General features: G+C 71.1%; 20 protein-coding genes. 7 read left to right on the plus strand and 13 right to left on the minus strand.

Going from position 1 to position 20874, the window contains the following annotated elements; translation table 11 throughout:
* Positions 1-345: 345 nt before the first annotated feature.
* The 4 genes from BM070_RS17750 to BM070_RS17765 form a co-directional block, all read right to left on the minus strand.
* A complete protein-coding gene (locus tag BM070_RS17750; RefSeq protein WP_434803199.1) occupies positions 346-543 on the minus strand; it encodes a YbdD/YjiX family protein in 198 nt (65 codons plus the stop codon).
* A gap of 59 nt (positions 544-602) precedes the next feature.
* Positions 603-2666, minus strand: coding sequence for a carbon starvation CstA family protein (locus tag BM070_RS17755; protein WP_092940678.1), 2064 nt, complete (start codon positions 2664-2666; stop codon positions 603-605).
* A 235-nt stretch (positions 2667-2901) separates the two neighbouring features.
* Positions 2902-3549, minus strand: coding sequence for a response regulator (locus BM070_RS17760; protein ID WP_092940679.1), 648 nt, complete (start codon positions 3547-3549; stop codon positions 2902-2904).
* A gap of 10 nt (positions 3550-3559) precedes the next feature.
* Complete coding sequence (locus BM070_RS17765) at positions 3560-5002, minus strand: cache domain-containing protein (RefSeq protein WP_092940680.1); 1443 nt, start codon at positions 5000-5002, stop codon at positions 3560-3562.
* 183 nt (positions 5003-5185) lie between these two features.
* Here BM070_RS17765 and ttcA point away from each other — a divergent pair, with 183 nt between their 5' ends.
* From ttcA to BM070_RS17780, 3 genes are all read left to right on the plus strand, one after another.
* A complete protein-coding gene (gene ttcA / locus BM070_RS17770; RefSeq protein WP_434803198.1) occupies positions 5186-6184 on the plus strand; it encodes a tRNA 2-thiocytidine(32) synthetase TtcA in 999 nt (332 codons plus the stop codon).
* An 83-nt stretch (positions 6185-6267) separates the two neighbouring features.
* Positions 6268-6999, plus strand: a complete 732-nt coding sequence (locus tag BM070_RS17775; RefSeq protein WP_092940681.1) for a DUF4136 domain-containing protein — start codon at positions 6268-6270, stop codon at positions 6997-6999.
* Between the two features lie 9 nt (positions 7000-7008).
* Positions 7009-7659, plus strand: a complete 651-nt coding sequence (locus tag BM070_RS17780) for a histidine phosphatase family protein (protein WP_092940682.1) — start codon at positions 7009-7011, stop codon at positions 7657-7659.
* A gap of 72 nt (positions 7660-7731) precedes the next feature.
* Here BM070_RS17780 and ruvB read toward each other — a convergent pair whose 3' ends face one another.
* From ruvB to ruvA, 3 genes are all read right to left on the minus strand, one after another.
* The gene (gene ruvB / locus BM070_RS17785) at positions 7732-8796 is read right to left on the minus strand and encodes a Holliday junction branch migration DNA helicase RuvB (protein ID WP_092940683.1); all 1065 of its coding nucleotides are present in this window, start codon (positions 8794-8796) and stop codon (positions 7732-7734) included.
* A 19-nt stretch (positions 8797-8815) separates the two neighbouring features.
* Positions 8816-10339 (minus strand): trypsin-like serine peptidase, encoded by a 1524-nt coding sequence (locus BM070_RS17790; RefSeq protein WP_092940684.1) that lies wholly within the window; start codon positions 10337-10339, stop codon positions 8816-8818.
* Between the two features lie 130 nt (positions 10340-10469).
* Positions 10470-11042, minus strand: a complete 573-nt coding sequence (gene ruvA / locus BM070_RS17795; RefSeq protein ID WP_092940685.1) for a Holliday junction branch migration protein RuvA — start codon at positions 11040-11042, stop codon at positions 10470-10472.
* Positions 11043-11092: 50 nt separating this feature from the next.
* Between ruvA and BM070_RS17800 the strand changes: the two genes are divergently transcribed.
* The 3 genes from BM070_RS17800 (at position 11093) to BM070_RS17810 (ending at position 13511) form a co-directional block, all read left to right on the plus strand.
* The gene (locus tag BM070_RS17800; RefSeq protein ID WP_092940686.1) at positions 11093-12037 is read left to right on the plus strand and encodes a PhoH family protein; all 945 of its coding nucleotides are present in this window, start codon (positions 11093-11095) and stop codon (positions 12035-12037) included.
* Between the two features lie 203 nt (positions 12038-12240).
* Positions 12241-12699, plus strand: a complete 459-nt coding sequence (gene ybeY, locus BM070_RS17805; protein WP_092940687.1) for an rRNA maturation RNase YbeY — start codon at positions 12241-12243, stop codon at positions 12697-12699.
* A gap of 65 nt (positions 12700-12764) precedes the next feature.
* Positions 12765-13511 (plus strand): sulfite exporter TauE/SafE family protein, encoded by a 747-nt coding sequence (locus tag BM070_RS17810; RefSeq protein ID WP_092940688.1) that lies wholly within the window; start codon positions 12765-12767, stop codon positions 13509-13511.
* Positions 13512-13566: 55 nt separating this feature from the next.
* On the opposite strand, the gene dtd is transcribed toward BM070_RS17810, so the two are convergent.
* The 6 genes from dtd to dbpA all read right to left on the minus strand — a co-directional run bounded on the left by dtd (position 13567) and on the right by dbpA (position 19229).
* Complete coding sequence (gene dtd, locus BM070_RS17815) at positions 13567-14028, minus strand: D-aminoacyl-tRNA deacylase (RefSeq protein WP_092940689.1); 462 nt, start codon at positions 14026-14028, stop codon at positions 13567-13569.
* Positions 14025-14975 carry a cation diffusion facilitator family transporter gene (locus tag BM070_RS17820; protein WP_092940690.1) on the minus strand — a complete coding sequence of 317 codons (951 nt, stop codon included), beginning with the start codon at positions 14973-14975 and terminating at the stop codon, positions 14025-14027. The genes dtd and BM070_RS17820 overlap by 4 nt, the downstream gene beginning before the upstream one ends.
* Positions 14976-15103: 128 nt before the next feature.
* The gene (locus BM070_RS17825) at positions 15104-15922 is read right to left on the minus strand and encodes an amidohydrolase family protein (protein WP_092940691.1); all 819 of its coding nucleotides are present in this window, start codon (positions 15920-15922) and stop codon (positions 15104-15106) included.
* 4 nt (positions 15923-15926) lie between these two features.
* Entirely contained in the window at positions 15927-16931 is a 1005-nt protein-coding gene (locus tag BM070_RS17830; protein WP_092940692.1) for a tripartite tricarboxylate transporter substrate binding protein, read from the minus strand.
* 37 nt (positions 16932-16968) lie between these two features.
* Positions 16969-17748: a GntR family transcriptional regulator gene (locus tag BM070_RS17835; RefSeq protein ID WP_092940693.1), complete on the minus strand. Its 780-nt coding sequence runs from the start codon at positions 17746-17748 to the stop codon at positions 16969-16971.
* Positions 17749-17834: 86 nt separating this feature from the next.
* Positions 17835-19229: an ATP-dependent RNA helicase DbpA gene (gene dbpA / locus BM070_RS17840; RefSeq protein WP_092940694.1), complete on the minus strand. Its 1395-nt coding sequence runs from the start codon at positions 19227-19229 to the stop codon at positions 17835-17837.
* A 132-nt stretch (positions 19230-19361) separates the two neighbouring features.
* On the opposite strand from dbpA, the gene BM070_RS17845 reads away from it, so the two are divergent.
* The gene (locus BM070_RS17845) at positions 19362-20843 is read left to right on the plus strand and encodes an AMP nucleosidase (RefSeq protein WP_092940695.1); all 1482 of its coding nucleotides are present in this window, start codon (positions 19362-19364) and stop codon (positions 20841-20843) included.
* Positions 20844-20874: the final 31 nt, after the last annotated feature.

Raw genomic sequence — 20874 nt, forward strand, 5'->3', positions numbered from 1 at the left:
ATGGGATGCAAGGCGCGGTGCGCAGTGGATAGCGCGGCTATCCACAAGCGCCGCAACGCCGCAGACCGCCCGCCGACGTAGCAGCCCTTCGGGTTGGAGCGAAATCGGGCGATTGGACGCCCCGGCTGCTTGCATGGGCACCAGCCCATGCGGCGCATCCGAGGCATCCACTCATCCCGATTGCGTTCCAACGCGATCCCCTGCGAGATCGTAAACACGTTCTAAGCCCTTCAGCGGTTCACACGGTCCAGCGAAGCGGTTCTGGCTAGGCGCCGCATCGCAGGCAGTAGCAGCGCTACGACCAGATGCGGCAACGACGCCAGAAGGGGCGTGTGAGCCGCGCTCTCAGCAGCAGCGGCTGATGCGGCCCTTGCCGCCATAGCGCGCATCCTGCCTGTCGCGGAAGAACTCGGCATAGCTCATCACCGGCTCGCCGGGGTGGGTGCGCTCCTGGTGGCTCAGGTAGGCGTCGTAGTCGGGCAGGCCCACCATCAGGCGCAGCGACTGCGCCAGGTAGCGCCCGCCGGTGGCGACGGCCTGCACCGCATCGCGCGCGGCCTGCAGGGGTCGGCCGGCTGGCGAGGAACCGGCGGGGTCGCCGCTCATCGCGCGGCCTCGGGCAGGGCCTCGAACGGCGTTTCGTGCGCCGTGGGGCGGTTCGCGGCGCGGGCCTGCAGGCAGGCGCGCACGCTGTAGAACAGCACGCTCAGCACCACGAAGATGAAGAGCGCGCACAGCCCCGCGTTGATGCGGTCGTTGAGCACGATGCGCGACATGGCCTCGGCCGTCTTGGCCGGCGCGATCACCTTGCCCTGGGCGATGCCGTCCGCGTACTTGGCGGCGTGCGAGAGGAAGCCGATCTTCGGGTCGGCCGAGAAGATCTTCTGCCAGCCGGCCGTGAGCGTGCAGGCCAGCAGCCAGGCGGCCGGCGCGATGGTCACCCAGGCAAAGGCCTCGCGCTTCATGCGGAACAACACCACGGTGCCCAGCATCAGCGCCACGGCGGCCAGCATCTGGTTGGAGATGCCGAACAGCGGCCAGAGCGTGTTGATGCCGCCCAGCGGATCGACCACGCCCTGGTAGAGGAAGTAGCCCCAGGCGCCCACGCAGAGCGCGGTGGCGATCAGGTTGGCGGGCAGCGAATCGGTGCGCTTGAGCGCGGGCACGAAGCTGCCCAGCAGGTCCTGCAGCATGAAGCGGCCGGCGCGCGTGCCGGCGTCCACCGCGGTGAGGATGAAGAGCGCCTCGAACAGGATGGCGAAGTGGTACCAGAAGGCCATCATGGCCGGGCCGCCCGCGACCTGGTGGAGGATGTGGGCCATGCCCACGGCCAGCGTGGGCGCGCCGCCGGCGCGGCCCAGGATGGTGTGCTCGCCCACGTCCTTGGCGGTCTGCACCAGCATCTCGGGCGTGACGACGAAGCCCCAGGTCGAGAGCGTGGCCGCCACCGCGTCGGGCGTGCTGCCCACCAGCGCGGCGGGGCTGTTCATGGCGAAGTAGATACCGGGGTTGATGCACGAGGCGGCCACCAGCGCCATCACGGCGACGAAGGATTCGGCCAGCATGCCGCCGTAGCCGATGTAGCGGGCGTGGGTCTCGTTCTCCAGCATCTTGGGCGTGGTGCCCGAGGAGATCAGCGCATGGAAGCCCGACACCGCGCCGCAGGCGATGGTGATGAAGAGGAAGGGGAACAGGCTGCCCGACCAGACCGGGCCGTTGCCCTGCGCGAACTGCGTGATGGGCGGCATCTCCAGCGTGGGCGCCACCACCACGATGCCGATGGCCAGCGCCACGATGGTGCCGATCTTCAGGAAGGTGGAGAGGTAGTCGCGCGGCGCCAGCAGCAGCCACACGGGCAGCGAGGCGGCGATGAAGCCGTAGCCGATCAGCATCCAGGTCAGCGTCTTGCCGTCGAAGGTGAAGGCCGGGCCCCAGACGGGGTCGGCCGCCACGGCCTGGCCGCCGAAGATGGCGGCCATCAGCAGCACGAAGCCGATCACCGACACCTCGGCGATGCGGCCGGGGCGGATGTAGCGCAGATAGACGCCCATGAAGAGCGCCACGGGGATGGTCGCCGCCACGGTGAATGCGCCCCAGGGCGATTCGGCCAGCGCCTTGACGACGATCAGCGCCAGCACGGCCAGGATGATGATCATGATCATGAAGGTGCCGAAGAGCGCGATCAGCCCCGGCACGGTGCCCATCTCCTGCTTGACCAGGTCGCCCAGCGAGCGGCCGTCGCGCCGCGTGGAGATGAAGAGCACGATGAAGTCCTGCACCGCCCCGGCGAACACCACGCCGGCCAGCAGCCACAAGAGGCCCGGCACGTAGCCCATCTGCGCGGCCAGCACCGGCCCCACCAGCGGCCCGGCGCCGGCGATGGCGGCGAAGTGGTGGCCGAACAGCACGTGCTTGTTGGTGGGCACGTAGTCCAGCCCGTCGTTGTGGCGCCAGGCGGGCGTGGAGCGGGTGGCGTCCAGCCCCAGCACGCGCTGGGCGATGAACAGGCTGTAGTAGCGGTAGGCGATCAGATAGACGCAGACCGCCGCGACGACGATCCAGAGCGCGCTGATGGTCTCGCCGCGCGTGAGCGCGACGGTGCCGAGCGCCCAGGCGCCGAGCAGCGCGATGGCGAGCCACACGATATGGCGGCGGATGTGGGACATGGGGACTTGTCTCCTGAAACGTTGGATGGGGAGCGGGCCGCCCTGCCCCTCGGGCGGGTTCTCTCGGCAGGCGGCTGGGCCGCCAAGTATCCCGATGCGCGCCCCGCCGCGCATCCGCCTTGCCGCGTAGGCCAGCCGAGTGGGATTGCCTAAGGTTCAACCCGAAAAGGGTTAACCCTGAGCGCGCGCCGGCACCCCGGTGCCGGCCGGCGCAATCGCCCGTTCAGACGCCCGCTCAGCCGCCCGCCGGACTGCCCAGATCGGCCGCATGCTCGACCGCGTAGCGGATCAGCTCGGCCAGGCTGCCCAGCTCCAGCCGGCGCCGGATGTTCTGGCGGTGCGCCTCCACCGTGCGCACGCTCAGGCCCAGGTCGGCCGCGATCTGCTTGCTGGAAGCGCCCCGGCCCAGGGCCGAGAGGATCTCGCATTCGCGCGGCGTGAGCAGCGGCTTGGGCGCCTGGTTGCGAAAGAGCCGCTGCGACACGGCCGGGCTCAGGAAGGTGCCGCCGGCGGCCACGGCCTCCAGCGCGGCCACCACCTCGGCGGCGGGCGCGTCTTTCAGCACGTAGCCGCGCGCGCCGGCCTGCAGGGCGCGCTGCACGTACTCCGGGTTGTCGTACATGCTGAGCATCAGCACGCGCAGGCCGGGCTGGCGCGCCAGCAGCTGGGCGGCGAAGTCCAGGCCGTTCATGTCCTTCATGCCCACGTCCATCAGCACCAGGTCGGGCGCCAGCGCGGCGATGGGGCCGGCGGCCTCGGCCGCGCCGCCCGCCTCGCCCACGATGTCGATCCAGGGCAGCGGCGCCAGCCGCGCGCGCAGGCCGTCGCGCACCAGGGCGTGGTCATCGACGAGGAAGAGGCGGATGCGGGCGGGCGTGTTCATGGGTTCGGGGTCATGCGGGGCGGATGGTATCCGGCACCTCGGCCACCACGCGCGTTCCGCCGGGGCCGGAGCGCAGTTCCAGCCGTCCGCCCAGCGCCTCCATGCGCTCGTGCATGTTGCGCAGGCCGATGCCGGCGTGAGGGTCGTGCCGCAGCGCATCGGCGTCGAAGCCCCGGCCGTCGTCGCGCACTTCCAGCTGCACGCCGCCGCCCACGAAGTCCAGGGTGACATGCACCTGCCGCGCCTGGGCGTGCTTGAGCACGTTGGTCAGCGCCTCCTGCGCCACGCGGAAGAGCGCCGTCGCCACATCGTGCGGCAGCGGGCCGGGCGGCTGCGCCACATGGGCCTGCACGGCGAGCGGGCCGTGTTCGCCGAAGCTGCGCGCCAGGTGTCCGATGGCGGCGGGCAGGCCCAGGGTGTCGAGCAGCGCCGGGCGCAGTTCGTGCGAGAGGCGGCGCACTTCGGTGAGCGCATCGTTGAGCCGCTCCAGCGCCGTCGCCAGCGTGGCCGGCACCGGGCGCTGCGGGCCCAGTTCCTCGACGGCCGATTCGATCAGCAGCTTGGCCGACACCAGCGTCTGGCTGGTGCCGTCGTGCAGCTCGCGCGCCAGGTGGGCGCGCTCCTCTTCCTGCGACTGCACCACGCGGCGCGCCAGCACGCGCAGCCGCGCCTCGCTGGCGCGGTGCTCGCTCAGGTTCAGCAGCAGCCCCGTGGCGCTGATGGCCGCGAAGCCCAGCGCCGCCACGGCGGCGATCCACCACATGGTGACGGCCACGTTCGATTCGACCTGCCGCTCCAGCCCGGCCAGCGTGGCGTCGATGTCGTCCAGGTAGAGGCCCGTGCCCACCATCCAGTTCCAGCGCGGCAGCGTGGTCACGTAGCCCAGCTTGGGCAGCACCTGCCCGGCGCTGGACGGCTTGGGCCAGGCGTATTCGACATAGCCGCCGCCGTCGGCCCGGGCGCCCGCGATCAGCTGCTGGATGGTGGGCCGGCCCTGCGGATCGCGCAGTTCCCAGAGATTGCGGCCCACCAGCTCGGGCTGGCGCGAATGCATCAGCGCCCGGCCCTGCAGGTCATAGACGAAGAAATAGCCGTCGCTGCCGAAGTCCAGCGCGGCCAGGCGGCGCAGCGCCTCGGCCCGCGTGGCCTCGTCGTCGCGGCCGCTGTCATAGAGCGGCTGCACGGTGCCCAGGGCCAGCTGCACGTAGTTGCGCAGCTCGTTGCGGCGCTGCTCCAGGTAGCTGCGCTCGACCAGCGTGCGCTCGCGCTGCGCCAGGTCCAGCGACTGGTGGCGCACCACGGCCGCCACCACCGCCAGCGTGGCCAGGAGCGGCACCACCGCCAGCACCAGCACCTTGGTGCGCAGGCGCGCCGCATCGCTGCCCGGCCGGCCGGCGGCGGGCCAGAGGCGTTGCAGCCAGGAATGGAGCCAGTGGGGCAGCGAGAGGGCCATGAGGAGTCGAGAGGGCAGCGAAGGGAGCGGCGGACGGAATGGCGAAGGCGGGCGGGGCCGGCGGCCTTTTCGGGGCCGCCTTAAAATCATGGCCTCTTCTCGGGCGCCCATCCGGACCGCCCCGCGCCCAGCGCCACCCCCCGTCCGGCCCCGATTGTCCCCCCGCCTGCCCTGCCGCCGCCCATGACCGCCTTGCCCCACGCCGCCGCCCCTGCCGTCGCCGCGTCCACCGACTGGATGGCCGACGCCGCCGCGTCCACCACCACCACCGATTCCCCCACCGCCACGCCCCAGGCCGCCTCCGTGCGCATCGAGCGCGAGAACCACAAGCTCGAAAAGCGCCTGTGCCGCGAAACGGGCCGCGCGATCGTGGACTTCAACATGATCGAGGAAGGCGACAAGGTCATGGTGTGCATGTCCGGCGGCAAGGACAGCTACACCCTGCTGGACATCCTCATCAAGCTGCAAAAGCGCGCGCCCATCCACTTCGACCTGGTGGCGGTGAACCTCGACCAGAAGCAGCCCGGCTTTCCCGAGCACGTGCTGCCCGAATACCTGGCGACCACGGGCGTGCCCTTCCACATCGAGAACCAGGACACCTACAGCATCGTCAAGCGCGTGGTGCCCGAGGGCAAGACCACCTGCGGCCTGTGCAGCCGCCTGCGCCGGGGCATCCTCTACCGCGTGGCCGACGAGCTGGGCTGCACCAAGATCGCCCTGGGCCACCACCGCGACGACATCCTGCAGACCATGCTGCTCAACATGTTCTTCGGCGGCAAGCTGAAAAGCATGCCCCCGAAGCTGGTGAGCGACGACGGCCGGCACGTGGTGATCCGCCCGCTGGCCTACGTGCCCGAGAAGGACACCGCGCGCTGGGCCCAGCACCGGCAGTTCCCCATCATCCCGTGCAACCTCTGCGGCAGCCAGGAGAACCTGCAGCGCCAGGTGGTGGGCGACATGCTGCGCGACTGGGACAAGCGCTTTCCCGGCCGCGTCGAGAACATGTTCAACGCGCTGCAGAACATCGTGCCTTCGCACCTGCTCGATGGAACGCTGCACGATTTCAAGAATCTCAAGGCCACGGGCGTGGCGAGCGAAGACGGCGACAAGGCCTTCGACCCCGAAAGCTTCCCCTCCGCGGCGCCGGGCCTGCCCGGCCTGCAGGTGGTGCAGCTGACCTGAGAGCGGCCCCAGCCGGCCGGCCAGCACGCAAGCACGCACCGCTCAACCTCATCACCTTTTCATCCTGCTCCGAGGACAACACCATGACGATCGTGCGCTGGCTCTGCTCCCTGATGCTCTGTGCCGCAGCCGCCGTGCTCGCCGGCTGCGCCACCACCCACGTGGTGGACAGCGACGTGCGCAGCTACTCCACCCTGACCGCGCTGCCGCAGCCCCCCACCTACCGTCTGGAACGCCTGCCCTCGCAGGCCGCCCATGCCGCATCGTTCAACACCATCGAGGCGCTGGCCCAGCAGTCGCTCGCCCGCGTGGGCCTGCAGCGTGACGACACCAACGCCCGGCTGGTGCTGCAGATCTCCGCCCAGGGCAGCTACGTGCGCCCGGCCTGGCCCTACTACAACGACCCGTTCTACGGCCCGTTCGGCTGGGGCTGGGGCGTGGGCTACGGCCGCCGCATGGGCTGGGGCTTCGGCGGCAGCTGGATGGACCGCCCGCCCACGCTGCACCGCCGCGAGGTGAGCCTGGTGCTGCGCGACGCCGCCACGCAGAAGATCGTCTATGAGACCTCGGCCGTCTATGAAGACGTGTGGACGGACGACCCCGCCATCTTCGGCATCCTCTTCGACGCGGCGCTCACCGGCTTCCCGCAGCCGCCCGCCGGCCCGCGCCAGGTGCGCACCACCATCAGCCCCGGCGGCGCCCCCGCCACCATCACCGTGGCACCCAGCGCCGCCCCCGCGGCCGGCGTCGTGGTGCAGCCGGCGCCGCAGGCACGGCCCCAGGTGCTGCAGCCCCAGCCGCAACCCAAGCCCTGACGCCGCCGCATGCAACAGCAAGCCACCCGCATCATCGCCATCCGCCACGGCGAAACCGCCTGGAACGTTGATACACGCATCCAGGGCCACCTCGACATCCCGCTCAACGACACCGGCCTCTGGCAGGCCGCGCGCGTGGGCGAGGCCCTGGCGGACGAGCCCATCGCCGCCATCTACGCCAGCGACCTGCAGCGCGCCCACACCACCGCCCAGGCCGTGGCCCGCACCACGGGCGCGCCGCTCGCCACCGACCAGGGCCTGCGCGAGCGCAGCTTCGGCCACTTCCAGGGCCGCACCTTCGCCGAGATCGAAGCCGAACTGCCCGAGCAGGCCCGCCGCTGGCGCCAGCGCGACCCCGACTACGCCCCCGAAGGCGGCGAATCGCTGACCATGGTGCGCGCCCGCATCGCCGGCACCGTCGAGCGCCTGGCCTCGCGCCACGCCGGCGAACAGGTGGTGCTGGTAGCCCACGGCGGCGTGCTCGACGCGCTCTACCGCCTGGCCACCGGCCAGGACATCCAGGCCCCCCGCACCTGGCACCTGGGCAACGCCGCCATCAACCGCCTGCTCTGGACGCCCGACGGCCTGACGCTGGTCGGCTGGGGCGATGTGGGGCACCTGGAAGCCGCGGCAGCGGCGCGGGACGAGCTGCATTCCTGAAGGCATTCGCCCTCGGTACTTGCGGCCCTGCTGCCCACCCGCTGAGGCGCTCGCCGCGCCACAGGCCAAATCTCAAAGATTGAACAGATCCGTCCCGCTCCCTTTGGGTGGCGTCACCCCCAGGTGCCGGAACGCCGCCAGCGTCGCCACGCGTCCGCGCGGGGTGCGCTGCAGGTAGCCCTGCTGGATGAGATAGGGCTCGATCACGTCTTCGATGGTGCCGGACTCTTCGCCGATGCTGGCGGCGATGTTGTCCAGCCCCACGGGGCCGCCGTCGAAGCGGTGGATGACGGCTTCGAGCAGCTTGCGGTCCATCACGTCGAAGCCCTGGGGGTCCACGTCGAGCATGGTCAGGGCGCGCTGGGCGATGTCCAGCGTGATGCGCCCGTCGCCCTTCACGTCGGCATAGTCGCGCACGCGGCGCAGCAGGCGGTTGGCGATGCGGGGCGTGCCGCGCGAGCGGCGGGCGATCTCGAAGCCGCCTTCGGGATCGATGGGGGTGTTCAGCAGCCCGGCGCTGCGCATGACGATGCGGGCCAGCTCCTCGGGCGTGTAGAACTCCAGCCGCGCGACGATGCCGAAGCGGTCGCGCAGCGGGTTGGTGAGCATGCCGGCGCGGGTGGTGGCGCCCACCAGGGTGAAGGGCTGCAGGTCGAGCTTGATGCTGCGCGCGGCCGGCCCCTCGCCGATCATGATGTCGATCTGGTAGTCCTCCAGCGCGGGGTAGAGGATTTCCTCGACCACGGGCGAGAGGCGGTGGATCTCGTCGATGAAGAGAACGTCGTTCTTTTCCAGGTTGGTCAGCAGCGCGGCCAGATCCTTGGGTTTTTCGAGCACCGGGCCGCTGGTCTGGCGCAGGTTCACCCCCAGCTCGGCCGCGATGATGTGGCTGAGCGTGGTCTTGCCCAGCCCGGGCGGCCCGAAGAGCAGGACATGGTCCAGCGCCTCGGACCGCTTGCGGGCGGCGCCGATGAAGATCTCCAGCTGCTCCCGCGCCTTGGCCTGCCCCACGTATTCCTGCAGCAGCTTGGGGCGCAGGGCGCGCTCCAGCGCTTCTTCCTGCGGGGAAACAGGGGCTGCGGACACCACCCGCTTGGGTGGAGGAACGGGGGCGAAGTCGTCGGTCTGGATGCTCATGGAGTGGATTTCATGCAGCTCAAGGGTTGAGCCACTGGCGCAGGGTCGAGCGATAGGGCTGGTCGAAGCGGCCGTACTGGTCGAGGCCGCCGGGGTTGGTGCAGCTGGTCGATCCGCCCAGCAACTGGCCGGAGACGTAGCGGCGGCTGCCGATGCCCACGAACAGCGCGCTGCCGCTGCTGCCGCCTTCGGTGGTGCCCTGCTGCCAGTTGGTGGAGATGAAGGTGCCGCTGTCGGCGTTGCTGGACTGGCAGGTATCGGAAGAGCAGGTGCTGTAGAACTGCACCGTGCCCACGCTGACCTTCTGCAGGTCGCCCTTGGGATGGTGGACGCCGGCCACCGGCATCTGCACGGGCACCCCGCCGAAGAAGGAGCCCGCATACACCACGCCGGCCGGCGGCATGGCGTTGAGCCGCATGAAGGACGTGTCGGTGTTGGCCGTGGCGTAGAGCATCGTGGCGCCGCCCGTGAGCCGCACGGCGCCGGGGTTCGCCGTGCCGGAATTGCAGGCGGTGGAGCGGTAGAACCAGTCGGTGGTCAGGGTGGAGGCCACGGATTGCGTGGAGATGCAGTGGTTGGCGCTCAGGAAATACGGCGTGCGCGAGGAGCGCATGTCGTTCAGCAGGGTGCCGGTGCAGAGGAAGGCGTTGCCGTCGTCGTGCACGAAGATCATGCGCGCCACGGAGCGGCTTTCGCTGCTGTATTCGGGCTTGCACATCACATCGACGTTGCAGGAGCCGGATTCGCCCACCTTGGTGGTGAAGGCGCCGTCGGCCGCATCGGGGGCGACGGTGAAGTGCGACAGGCGCGGCACGGCGATCTGCACGGCGGACACGGGCGCGGCGGCCGGGATCTCCACTTCCAGCGTGGTCGATGCGCCGCCGAAGTCGGGGCTCCAGTAGGTGCGGGCGGTGGTGGCGTCGGCACCGCCCTGGGCGTTGCGCGCGGCGATGGCGGCCAGGTCCTGCGCGGACACCTGCACGGCGGCAGCAGGATCGGCGCCATAGAAGCGCAGCACGGCGCCGGCCGGCAGGCTGCGCACCAGCACGCCCAGGCGCACGCCGTAAGCGCCGGCAGCGTCGAAGGCGATGGCCGCCACCTGGGTGCCGCGGTCGGTGGGGCTCCACTGCAGCAGGGACTGGGTGGAGGCCACGGTGGCCGTGTCGGCCACGTTGCGCACCGAGCCGATCTGGCGAGCGATGCCCTGCGCCGGATTGGCGGCGGTAGCCTTGGCGGTGGAAGCTGCGGGCAGCGCGCCCAGCTGCACATGGCGCACGGTGACCGTGGGGGCGATGCCCTGGGCGGCGGCCGCATCCTTGGTAGTGGCCGTTGCGGGCGTGGCCGAGGCGGACACCGCGCTGGTATCCAGGGGTTCGATGCGGTTCACGGCGGCATCGGGCGGGACCGTGACGGCGGAGCCACCACCGTTGACGCTGCCGCCATTGCCCGAGGAGTTGTCGCCTCCGCCACCGCCGCCGCAGGCGGCCAGCACGAGCGACACGGCAGCCGCCGCAGCCAAGGGTTTGAATGCATTCTTTTTCATGTGCAGCCCTTCACGTTCCGTTCAAAAGAGAAATAAGACACCCGCTGTATATAGATTCCATGTGACGCCATCAGCGGGCGCTGCGGCCAACCCACGGCCAAGCAGTCACGGGGTCATGCCAATCCTGCCATCACCTCGCCAGCGCCTTCAGCGCCAGCTTGATGCCATCGCTCACTCCCACGTCGGCCGGCAGGGCCTTGAGGGCGGTGGCGGCTTCCTTGTCGTTGTAGCCCAGCGCCAGCAGAGCCTGCAGGATATCGGCCTGCGCATCGCTCTGGGCATGGGCCACGCTGCCGATGTCGGCGCCCAGCTTGCCCTTGAGTTCCAGCAGCAGCCGCTCGGCCGTCTTCTTGCCGATGCCGGGCACCTTCACCAGACGGCCGGCCTCCTGCAGCGTCACGGCCTGGGCCAAGTCGGTGACGCCCAGGCCCGAGAGGATGGCCAGCGCCGTGCGCGGCCCGACGCCGGCGATCTTGATGAGTTCTCTGAAAGCCTGGCGCTCAGGGTGAGTGGCGAAGCCGTAGAGCAGCTGCGCATCCTCGCGCACGATAAACTGGGTCAGCAGGGCCACGCGCTCGCCCACGGCCGGCAGGTTGTAGAAGGTGCTCATGGGCACCTGCACCTCGTAGCCCACGCCATGGCAGTCCAGCAGCACTTCCGGGGGATTCTTCTCCAGCAAGGTGCCGGTCAGTTTGCCTATCATTGATGTCCTTTGCCGCGCGTTCTGGCGGCCTCTTGAACGGAATTATCCGCGTGATCCTGCGCCACACATTCACCCCCCACAACAACCTGCGGCTCACCCATCTGTGCGGCCCGGCCGATGCCCATCTGCGCCTGATCGAGACCGCGCTGGACGTGCGCATCGCCCACCGGCACGAGCAGTTCAAGGTGGACGGCCCCAAGGCGAAGGCCACGCAGGCGATGGAGCTGCTGCAGGCGCTCTACGAAATGGCCGAGCGCCCCATCGCCGAGGAGCACATCCAGCTCATGCTGGCCGGCGACAGCGAACTGCTGGAGGCGCCCGAAGGCGCGCCCACGCTGCTGAACACCCGCCGCGCCGACCTGCGCGCGCGCACCGCGACGCAAGGCGCGTATCTCGAGAACATCGCCAGCCACGACATCACCTTCGGCATCGGCCCGGCCGGCACCGGCAAGACCTACCTGGCCGTGGCCTGCGCCGTCGATGCGCTGGAGCGCAGCAACGTGCAGCGCATCGTGCTGACGCGCCCGGCCGTGGAGGCCGGCGAGCGCCTGGGCTTCCTGCCCGGCGACCTGACGCAGAAGGTGGACCCGTACCTGCGCCCGCTCTACGACGCTCTCTACGACCTGATGGGCTACGACAAGGTACAGAAGGCCTTCGAGCGCAATGCGCTGGAGATCGCGCCGCTGGCCTTCATGCGCGGGCGCACGCTGAACAACGCCTTCGTCATCCTGGACGAGGCGCAGAACACCACGCCCGAGCAGATGAAGATGTTCCTCACCCGCATCGGCTTCGGCGCCAAGGCGGTGGTGACCGGCGACGTGAGCCAGATCGACCTGCCCAAGGGCACGCTGAGCGGCCTGATCGACGCCGAGCGCGTGCTCAAGCGCGTCAAGGGTATCGCCGTCACGCGCTTCACCACGGCGGACGTGGTGCGCCACCCGCTGATCGCCCGCATCGTGGACGCCTACGACGCACGGAGGGGGACAAACCCCTGAGCCGCTACGCGGCTCGCCCCCATCCTTGCCTTGGCCGGGCCGGGAAGGGGAACCACGCCGGTGGGCAGGCAGAGCCAGATCCACGGCGTCTGCCGGTCCGGGCCGCGCCAGACTCGGCACCGGCTGGCCCAACGTCCGCATTGCCGCTCAACTACAAAATTCATAGCTGCCAGCCCATGCTGGACAAGCGCTGGAGGCCAAAAATGGCACTGAACCAACTCAATCTGTCGCTGCAGTTCGCCCGCTTCGACGGCGTGGCCGAGCACCGTGCCGCGCTGCCGCGCCATGCGGCGGCGCGCTTCATCCGCCATGCGCTTTCCAGCGATGCCGAGATCACCGTGCGCATCGTGGGCGCCGAAGAGGGCCAGGCCCTGAACCGCGAGTACCGCAAGAAGGACTACGCCACCAACGTGCTCACCTTCGACTACGCGCAGGAGCCCGTGGTGGTGGCCGATCTGGTGCTGTGCGCGCCTGTGGTCGAGCGCGAGGCGCGCGAGCAGAACAAGCCGCTGCGCGAGTACTACGCGCACCTGCTGGTCCACGGCACGCTGCACGCCCAGGGCTGGGACCATGAAACCAGCCCCGAAGACGCCGACGAGATGGAGGCCTACGAGACGGCCATCATGCAGGAGATGGGCTTCGCCGACCCCTACGCCGGCTGAGCACCCCGCCCTGGAAGACACCCAGACCCGGCCACCGGGCATGAGGACGAGGAGGAGACGGAGACATGCTTGAAATCGCGCTGCTGCCGGCCGCGGCCTTTCTGGCCGGCGCGCTGAACGCCGTCGCCGGGGGCGGCAGCTTCCTGACGCTGCCCGCGCTGGTCTTCGCGGGCGTGCCGCCCGTGGCGGCCAATGCCACCGGCACCGTGGCGCTGCTGCCCGGCTACATCGCCAGCGCCTGGGCGCAGCGCGAGGACACGGCCGCGCCGCCGGGCCTCACGCTCGGGCGGCTGATGGCCCTGTCGCTGATCGGCGGCGCGGGCGGCGCCGCCCTGCTGCTGGCCACGCCCGACGCCACCTTCCGCAGCATCGTGCCCTGGCTGCTGCTGGCCGCCACCGCGCTCTTCGCCTGCGGCCCCTGGCTGCGCCAGCGCTGGGCGCGCGGCGATGCGCCCTCCCCCATCAAGGCCACGCTGGGCGTGCTGGCGGTGTCCGCCTATGGCGGCTACTTCAACGGCGGGCTGGGCATTCTGCTGCTGGCGCTTTTCCGGCTGCTGGGCCAGAGCCATCTGAACGCGATGAACGGGCTCAAGAACTGCGTCTCCGCCCTGCTCACCAGCATGGCGGTGCTGATCTACGCGGCGGGCGGCGCGGTGCAGTGGCCGTACGCGCTGGCCATGGCGCTGGCCGCCACCGTGGGCGGCTACGTGGGCGGGCGCGTGGCGCGCCTGCTGCCGGCCGCCGTGCTGCGCTGGTGCATCGTGACGACCGGGCTGGTGATGGCCGGCCTGTTCTTCGCGGCCCAGCACTGAGACTTCACGCTCCAGCCCTTATCCAGCCTGGGCTGATCGCTATCACATCTGATATTCAGGCCGGCGCCGCCGCGGCCGGCGGAATGCGCAGCGGAATGGTCACCGGCCCGTCGTTGACCAGATGCACCTTCATGTCGGCGGCGAAGCGGCCGGTTTCCACCACGGGGTGCTGGGAGCGGGCCTGGGCGACGAAATGGTCGTAGAGCCTGCGGCCCTCGTCGGGCGCCGCCGCACCGGTGAAGCTGGGGCGGTTGCCGCCCCGGGTGTCGGCGGCCAGCGTGAACTGGCTCACCAGCAGCAGGCCGCCGCCCACGTCCTGCACGCTCTGGTTCATCTTGCCGGCCTCGTCGGTGAAGATGCGCAGCTTCAGCAGCTTGGCCAGCAGGCGGTCGGCCTCGGCCTCGGTGTCGCCGCGCTCGGCGCAGACCAGCACCAGCAGGCCCGGCCCGATGCGGCCGATGGTGGCGCCGTCCACATCCACCCGGGCCTCGCTCACGCGCTGCAGCAGGCCGATCATGCGGACGCTCCGGGCTCGTCTAGGAAGGCTTCCACGCCCAGGGGCAGCAGCTCGATGGTCACGCGCAGGCCGGGCACGGCGTGCATCAGCGCGGCCTCCACCGCGGCGCGGCGCTGGGCGGCGCGGCCCAGGCTCCATTCGGCCGGCACATGCATGTGCAGTCCGGCGAAGCGGCGCTGGCCGGCCTGGCGGGTGACGAGGTGGTCGAAGCGCACCAGCGGCTCGGTCTGCGCGAAGGACTGCAGCGCGGCGTCGATGGCGGCCTGCGCCTCGGGCTCGACGGCGGAATCCATCAGTCCCTGCGAGGCGCGCCAGATCAGGTGCATGCCTTCCTTCAGGATGTTCAGCGCCACGGCGATGGCCACGATGGGGTCCAGCCAGAGCCAGCCCGTGAGGCCCGCCGCGCCGATGCCGATCACCACGCCCGCCGAGGTCCACACGTCGGTGACCAGATGGCGGGCATCGCCCTCCAGCGCCACCGAGCGATAGACCCGCGCCGAACGGAACATGAACCAGGCCAGCAGCCCGTTGAGCGCCGAGCTGACCACCGACAGCGCCAGGCCCCAGCCCACCTTCTCGAGCGGCTGGGGTTCGGTCAGCCGGTGCGCCGCCGCCCAGATGATGGCCACGGAGGCGCCCATGATGAGGATGCCCTCGAAGCCCGAGGAGAAGTATTCGGCCTTGTGGTGGCCGTAGGGGTGGTCGTCGTCGGCCGGGCGCTGCGCCACCGTGACCATGGCCAGCGCGAAGATGGCGCCCGCCAGGTTGACGAAGGATTCCAGCGCATCGGACAGCAGGCCCACCGAGCCCGTGAGGTGCCAGGCCATCGTCTTGAGCACGATGGTGACCAGCGCCACCCCGACGGAGGCCCACAGCAGGGTGTGCGGCGCCAGCGCGGCGATGCCGGGCGCCGGCTGGGTGGCGGAAGAGGGTTTGGCAGAAGACATGGCAGCGATTCAGGACGGCAGCGCGGGGGCGCCATTCTGCCTGCGCCACAAGGCGCCTGCATGGCACGGCCGCCATGCCCCGCAGCCGGGCGGCCCGGGATCAGGCGGCCGGCCCGCCAGGCGACCGGTCAGGCATAGAGCCGGGCCGCATCGCGGCGGGCGGCGGCGGCCTCGTGCGGGGAGAGCGCCTCGGCCACCGGCTGCCAGACGGATTCATAGGCGGGCAGCGCATCGGCCGCGAAGGCGGTGTGCGGCCAGTCGGAGCCCCACACCAGCCGCCCCGGCGCCAGCGCGGCCACGCGGCGGATGGCATCGTGCAGCGCCGCGTAGGGCGCCTGTGCGCCCAGCCGGTACCAGCCCGAGAGCTTGATCCAGGCGCCCTGCCCGGCCAGCGCGGCGAGGTGGCCCCAGGCCGGGTCGCCGCCGGGCAGCGCCGCGTGCATGCCGGCCAGATGGTCGAGCACGCAGGCGACGCCGGCCCCCGCATGCAGGGCCGCGATCTCCGCCAGGTGCCCGGGCGCGGCATACCACTGCACATGCCAGCCGCGCTCGCGCAGGCGCGGCGCCAGCGCCTGGAAGGCCGCCGGCCCGTTGCCCACCGGAGAGACGCGGTTGAAGCGCACACCGCGCACGCCCAGCGCGTGCATGCGGTCCAGCGCGGCATCGCTCACCTGCGCATCGACCACGGCCACGCCGCGGTGCCGGCCGGGCCGGGCGGCCAGCGCGTCGAGCAGCACCGTGTTGTCGGTGCCATAGACGCTGGGCTGCACCAGCACCAGGTGCTGCACGCCGTGGGCGGCGGCCTGCCGCTCGATGCGCTCCAGCGGGCAATGCGCGGGCCGGTAGTGGCCGGCCTGCGCGGGCGCATCGCCGTCGAAGACGTGGACATGGGCGTCCCAGAGGCCGCCACCCTCCGGCAGCGCTGCGGAATCGGTCACGGCCGCCATCCGCTCAGCCGACGGAGATCTTGCGCTCGCGCACGACCCCGGCCCAGAGGGTGCGCTGGTCCTGGATGAACTTCGCGGCCGCCGCCGGCGTGGCCCCGGGGAACACGTCGCCGCCCAGGGCGCGGATGCGCGAGAGCACCTCGGGGTCCGCCAGCGCCTGGCGGATGCCGGCGGCCAGCCGGGCCTGCACGTCCGCCGGCAGGCCGGCCGGGGCCAGCACCGGGTTCCATTCCAGCACCTCGTACTTGCGCACGCCCACCTCGGCCATGGTGGGCACATCGGGCAGGGAACGGGCGCGCAGCGACGAGGTGACGGCCAGCGCCCGCATCTTGCCGGCGCGGATATGGCCCAGCGCCGACGCCACGTTGGCGAAGAAGAGCGGCACCTGGCCGGCCATCACGTCGTTCATGGCCGGGCCGCCGCCCCGGTAGGGGATGTGCGAGAGCTGCACGCTGGCGCGCTCCTCGAACAGCGCTCCCGCCAGATGCTGGGCCGAGCCGTTGCCCGACGAGGCATAGGCCACGCTGCCCGGCTTGGCACGGGCCAGCGCGATCACGTCCTGCACGCTGCGGGCCTCGAAGCCCGCCGAGCACACCAGCACGTTGGGGAAAGTGGCCAGCACCGCCAGCGGCGTGAAGGCCTTGGCGGAGTCGTAGGCCATCTTCGGGTAGAGCGAGGGATTCACCGCGAAGGACGAGGCATCCAGCAGCAGCGTGGCGCCGTCCGGCGTGGCGCGGGCCACCTGGGCGCCGGCGATCTGGCCGCTGGCGCCGGGCTTGTTGTCCACCACCACGCTCTGGCCCAGCGCTTCGGCAAGGCGCGGCGCGATGATGCGCGCCATCAGGTCGGCGCCGCCGCCGGCCGGGTACGACACGACCAGGGTGATGGGCCGGCCGCCCGCGATGCCCGGCTGCGGCTGCGCACGCGTGGCGACCCAGGGCGCGGCGAGCGCGGCGCCGGCCGCGCCCAGCACGAGGCGGCGGCTGGGATGGGGGGATGGCAGGGTCATGGTGGGCTCCAGAAGGTTTCGGGGCGGGGGCGGCGACTCAGATCAGGGTGACGCTGTAATGGAACGCGTGGGCGTCGCCGCGCGTGACGCGCCATTCGACGCAGCGCCCGGCCAGGTCCATGGCGCGGCGGGTGACCACAGCGCAGGGGTGGCCCGCCGCCAGCCCCAGGCTGCGCGCCTGCGGCGCCGTCAGCACGCCGAAGCCGATCTCGTCCACCGCGCGCTGCACGTGCACGCCGCAGCGCGCGGCGTAGAAGGGGTAGAGCAAAGCGGGCCAGCCGCTGGGCGCGTCGGCACCGGTGGCCGGAGTCTCGCCTTCTTCCTGCGGCGCCAGCGCGCCGAAGAGGTCCAGCGGCAGCCAGATGTGTTCCAGCAGACAGGGTTCGCCGTCGATGAGGCGCAGGCGCTGCAGCCGCAGCGCGCTTTCGCCGGGCGCCAGGCCCAGGGCGCGGGCAGCATCGGCCGGCGCGGCCAGCACGCCGCGCGCGAGGATGCGTGAATCCGGCGCCTGCCCGGCCCCGCCGTCGCCGAAGCGGAAGAAGCGCAGCATCGATGCCCCCGCGATGCCGCTGCGCACGAAGGTGCCCTTGCCGTGGATGCGCTCGATCAGCCCCTGCTCGACCAGCAGCTCCAGCGCCCGGCGCATGGTGCCCAGCGCCACGCCGTGCTCGGCCGCCAGCGCCTGCTCGGCCGGCAGCGCGGTGCCGGGCAGCCATTCGCCGCGCACCACGCGCTGGCGCAGCGCGGCGGCCAGGGCGGCATAGCGCGCCAGTCCCGGGTGCTCGGCCACGGCGGTGCGCGTGTCGGAAGCCTGCATTCATCTACTCCTCTAGATGACTTGCAGTCTAGGCAGCTGGCGCTGCCGGGCGCCCCAGGACAAACCCGGGGGCCGGTGAGAGCGGATCAGCTATCGCCCACCAGCCGCGCGCGCACCGGCTTGCCCTTGACGCGGCCGGCCGACAGGCGGCGCGCCGCCTCGGCGGCCACGTCGCGCTGCACCGCCACATAGGTGGAGAACTCGTTCACGTTGATCTTGCCGATCTGCTCGCGGGTGAAGCCCATCTCGCCGGTCAGCGCGCCCAGCACGTCGCCGGCGCGGATCTTTTCCTTGCGCCCGCCCACGATCTGCACCGTGGCCATGGGCGGCAGCAGCGGGCCACCGGGCGCGGGCGTGAGCTCGGCCAGCGGATGCCATTCGGACTCGCGCCCCTGCAGCTGCTCGATCTTGCCGACGCTGCCCATTTCGGGAAGGCTCGCCAGGCTGAGCGCCAGCCCCTCGGCATCGGCCCGGCCGGTGCGGCCGATGCGGTGGACGTGGATCTCCGGGTCGGGCGTCACATCGACGTTGATGACGGCCTGCAGCTGGGCGATGTCCAGCCCGCGCGCGGCCACGTCGGTGGCCACCAGCACGGTGGCGCTGCGGTTGGCGAACTGCACCAGCACCTGGTCGCGGTCGCGCTGCTCCAGGTCGCCATAGAGCGCCAGGGCGCTGAAGCCCTGGGCACGCAGCACGTCCACCAGGTCGCGGCACTGCTGCTTGGTGTTGCAGAAGGCGATGGCCGATTCGGGCCGGAAATGCGCCAGCAGCTGCGACACGGCATGCAGGCGTTCGCTTTCCTTGACCTCGTACCAGCGCTGGGCGATCTTGCCGGCGCCGTGCTGGGCCTGCACGGTGATCTGCTCGGGCGACTTCATGAACTGGCGGGCGATGCGCTCGATGCCCTCCGGGTAGGTCGCGGAAAAGAGCAGCGTCTGCCGCTCGGCCGGGCAGCGGCGCGCCACCTGGGCGATGTCGTCGAAGAAGCCCATGTCGAGCATGCGGTCGGCCTCGTCGAGCACCAGGGTCTTCAGGCCCTGCAGCTCCAGCGTGCCGCGCTCCAGGTGGTCCATCACCCGGCCGGGCGTGCCGACGACGACGTGCGCGCCATGCTCCAGGCTGGTGATCTGCCCGCGCAGCGGCACGCCGCCGCAGAGGGTGACGACCTTGATGTTCTCCTGTGCGCGCGCCAGGCGGCGGATCTCGGTGGTCACCTGGTCGGCCAGCTCGCGCGTGGGGCACAGCACCAGCGCCTGCACGCCGAAGTGGCGCGGATTGAGCCGGTCCAGCAGCGCCAGGCCGAAGGCGGCGGTCTTGCCGCTGCCGGTGCTGGACTGGGCGATCAGGTCGCGCCCGAGCAGCGCGGGCGGCAGGCTGGCGGCCTGGATGGCCGTCATGCGCGTGTAGCCCAGCTGCTGCAGGTTGGCCAGGGTGGCGGGGGACAGCGCCAGGGCGCTGAAGTCGGCGGAAGAGGTGGTCATCGCCCGATTATCCCGGGGCACCGCTGCGCCGGGGCGAAGCGGCGCGACGCCGGCGCAACACCGCACAGATATCGGCGCCGGTCAGGGGCCGGCAACGCGGGCGGGCGCGCCGCAGTGCACGACAATAGCGCCATGGCCCAGATCCCCGACTTCACCGAAACCACGCTCCACACCGATCCGGCCGACGCGCTGGCCGAGGTCCAGCGCATCTACCAGCAACAGATCGGCCATCTGCGCGACGCGATGCAGCGCTTCGTCGCGGGCGAGACGCCGCCCAGCCACGTACGCGCCTTCTACCCCTTCGTGCGGGTGCAGACCACCACGGTGGCGCGTGCCGCCACCCAGCTGGCCTACGGCTTCGTCGAAGGCCCGGGCCGCTACGAGACCACGCTGACCCGGCCCGACCTGTTCGCGCGCTACTACGCCGAGCAGTTCCGCCTGCTGCGCGCCAGCCACAACGTGGAGCTGGAAGTCGGCATCAGCAGCCAGCCCATCCCCATCCACTTCTCGTTCGCCGAGCACGACCACATCGAAGGCTCGCTCACGCCCGAGCGCCGCATGCTGATGCGCGACGTGTTCGACCTGCCCGACCTGGCCGCCATGGACGACGGCATCGCCAACGGCACCTGGACGCAGCGCGCCGGCGAGGCGCACCCGCTCTCGCTCTTCACCGCGCCGCGCGTGGACTATTCGCTGCACCGCCTGCGCCACTACACCGGCACGGCGCCCGAGTGGTTCCAGAACTTCGTGCTGTTCACGAACTACCAGTTCTACATCGATGAATTCGTGCGCCTGGGCCATGCCGAAATGGCCCGCGAAGACAGCGAATACATCGCCTTCATCGAGCCCGGCAACGTGGTCACGCGCCGCAAGGGCCTGCCCGCCGATGCCGGCGACGAGCTGGGCGTGGCCCCGCCGCGCCTGCCGCAGATGCCGGCCTACCACCTGGTGCGCGCCGACAAGAGCGGCATCACCATGGTCAACATCGGCGTGGGCCCGTCCAACGCCAAGACCATCACCGACCACATCGCCGTGCTGCGCCCGCATGCCTGGATGATGCTGGGCCACTGCGCGGGCCTGCGCAACAGCCAGCAGCTGGGCGACTACGTGCTGGCCCACGCCTACGTGCGCGAAGACCACGTGCTCGACGAGGAGCTGCCGCTCTGGGTGCCCATCCCCGCCCTGGCCGAGATCCAGCTGGCGCTGCAGCAGGCCGTGGCCGACGTGAGCCAGGTGCCCGAGGCCGACCTGAAGCGCATCATGCGCACCGGCACCGTGGCCAGCACCGACAACCGCAACTGGGAGCTGCTGCCCGACAACACGCCCCAGCGCCGCTTCAGCCAGAGCCGCGCCGTGGCGCTGGACATGGAAAGCGCCACCATCGCCGCCAACGGCTTCCGCTTCCGCGTGCCCTACGGCACCCTGCTGTGCGTGTCCGACAAGCCGCTGCACGGCGAGATCAAGCTGCCCGGCATGGCCAACCACTTCTACCGCGAGCGGGTGGACCAGCACCTGCGCATCGGCATGCGCGCCATCGACATCCTGCGCGAAGGCGGCGTGAGCCGCCTGCACAGCCGCAAGCTGCGCAGCTTCGCGGAAGTGGCCTTCCAGTAATTCCCGTCACTTCAGCGCCCCAAGGAAGGAA

Source organism: Paracidovorax wautersii (assembly GCF_900113035.1).
Lineage (GTDB): Bacteria > Pseudomonadota > Gammaproteobacteria > Burkholderiales > Burkholderiaceae_C > Paracidovorax > Paracidovorax wautersii.

Bases quoted from the DNA above. Each gene is read 5' to 3' on its own strand.
- BM070_RS17820 (WP_092940690.1), bottom strand. From the start codon at position 14,975: ATGTCTTCTGCCAAACCCTCTTCCGCCACCCAGCCGGCGCCCGGCATC.
- BM070_RS17760 (WP_092940679.1), bottom strand. From the start codon at position 3,549: ATGAACACGCCCGCCCGCATCCGCCTCTTCCTCGTCGATGACCACGCC.
- BM070_RS17790 (WP_092940684.1), bottom strand. From the start codon at position 10,339: ATGAAAAAGAATGCATTCAAACCCTTGGCTGCGGCGGCTGCCGTGTCG.
- ruvA (WP_092940685.1), bottom strand. From the start codon at position 11,042: ATGATAGGCAAACTGACCGGCACCTTGCTGGAGAAGAATCCCCCGGAA.
- BM070_RS17830 (WP_092940692.1), bottom strand. From the start codon at position 16,931: ATGACCCTGCCATCCCCCCATCCCAGCCGCCGCCTCGTGCTGGGCGCG.
- BM070_RS17845 (WP_092940695.1), top strand. From the start codon at position 19,362: ATGGCCCAGATCCCCGACTTCACCGAAACCACGCTCCACACCGATCCG.
- BM070_RS17780 (WP_092940682.1), top strand. From the start codon at position 7,009: ATGCAACAGCAAGCCACCCGCATCATCGCCATCCGCCACGGCGAAACC.
- ybeY (WP_092940687.1), top strand. From the start codon at position 12,241: ATGGCACTGAACCAACTCAATCTGTCGCTGCAGTTCGCCCGCTTCGAC.
- dbpA (WP_092940694.1), bottom strand. From the start codon at position 19,229: ATGACCACCTCTTCCGCCGACTTCAGCGCCCTGGCGCTGTCCCCCGCC.
- ruvB (WP_092940683.1), bottom strand. From the start codon at position 8,796: ATGAGCATCCAGACCGACGACTTCGCCCCCGTTCCTCCACCCAAGCGG.
- ttcA (WP_434803198.1), top strand. From the start codon at position 5,186: ATGACCGCCTTGCCCCACGCCGCCGCCCCTGCCGTCGCCGCGTCCACC.
- BM070_RS17825 (WP_092940691.1), bottom strand. From the start codon at position 15,922: ATGGCGGCCGTGACCGATTCCGCAGCGCTGCCGGAGGGTGGCGGCCTC.
- BM070_RS17810 (WP_092940688.1), top strand. From the start codon at position 12,765: ATGCTTGAAATCGCGCTGCTGCCGGCCGCGGCCTTTCTGGCCGGCGCG.
- BM070_RS17835 (WP_092940693.1), bottom strand. From the start codon at position 17,748: ATGCAGGCTTCCGACACGCGCACCGCCGTGGCCGAGCACCCGGGACTG.
- dtd (WP_092940689.1), bottom strand. From the start codon at position 14,028: ATGATCGGCCTGCTGCAGCGCGTGAGCGAGGCCCGGGTGGATGTGGAC.
- BM070_RS17755 (WP_092940678.1), bottom strand. From the start codon at position 2,666: ATGTCCCACATCCGCCGCCATATCGTGTGGCTCGCCATCGCGCTGCTC.
- BM070_RS17775 (WP_092940681.1), top strand. From the start codon at position 6,268: ATGACGATCGTGCGCTGGCTCTGCTCCCTGATGCTCTGTGCCGCAGCC.
- BM070_RS17765 (WP_092940680.1), bottom strand. From the start codon at position 5,002: ATGGCCCTCTCGCTGCCCCACTGGCTCCATTCCTGGCTGCAACGCCTC.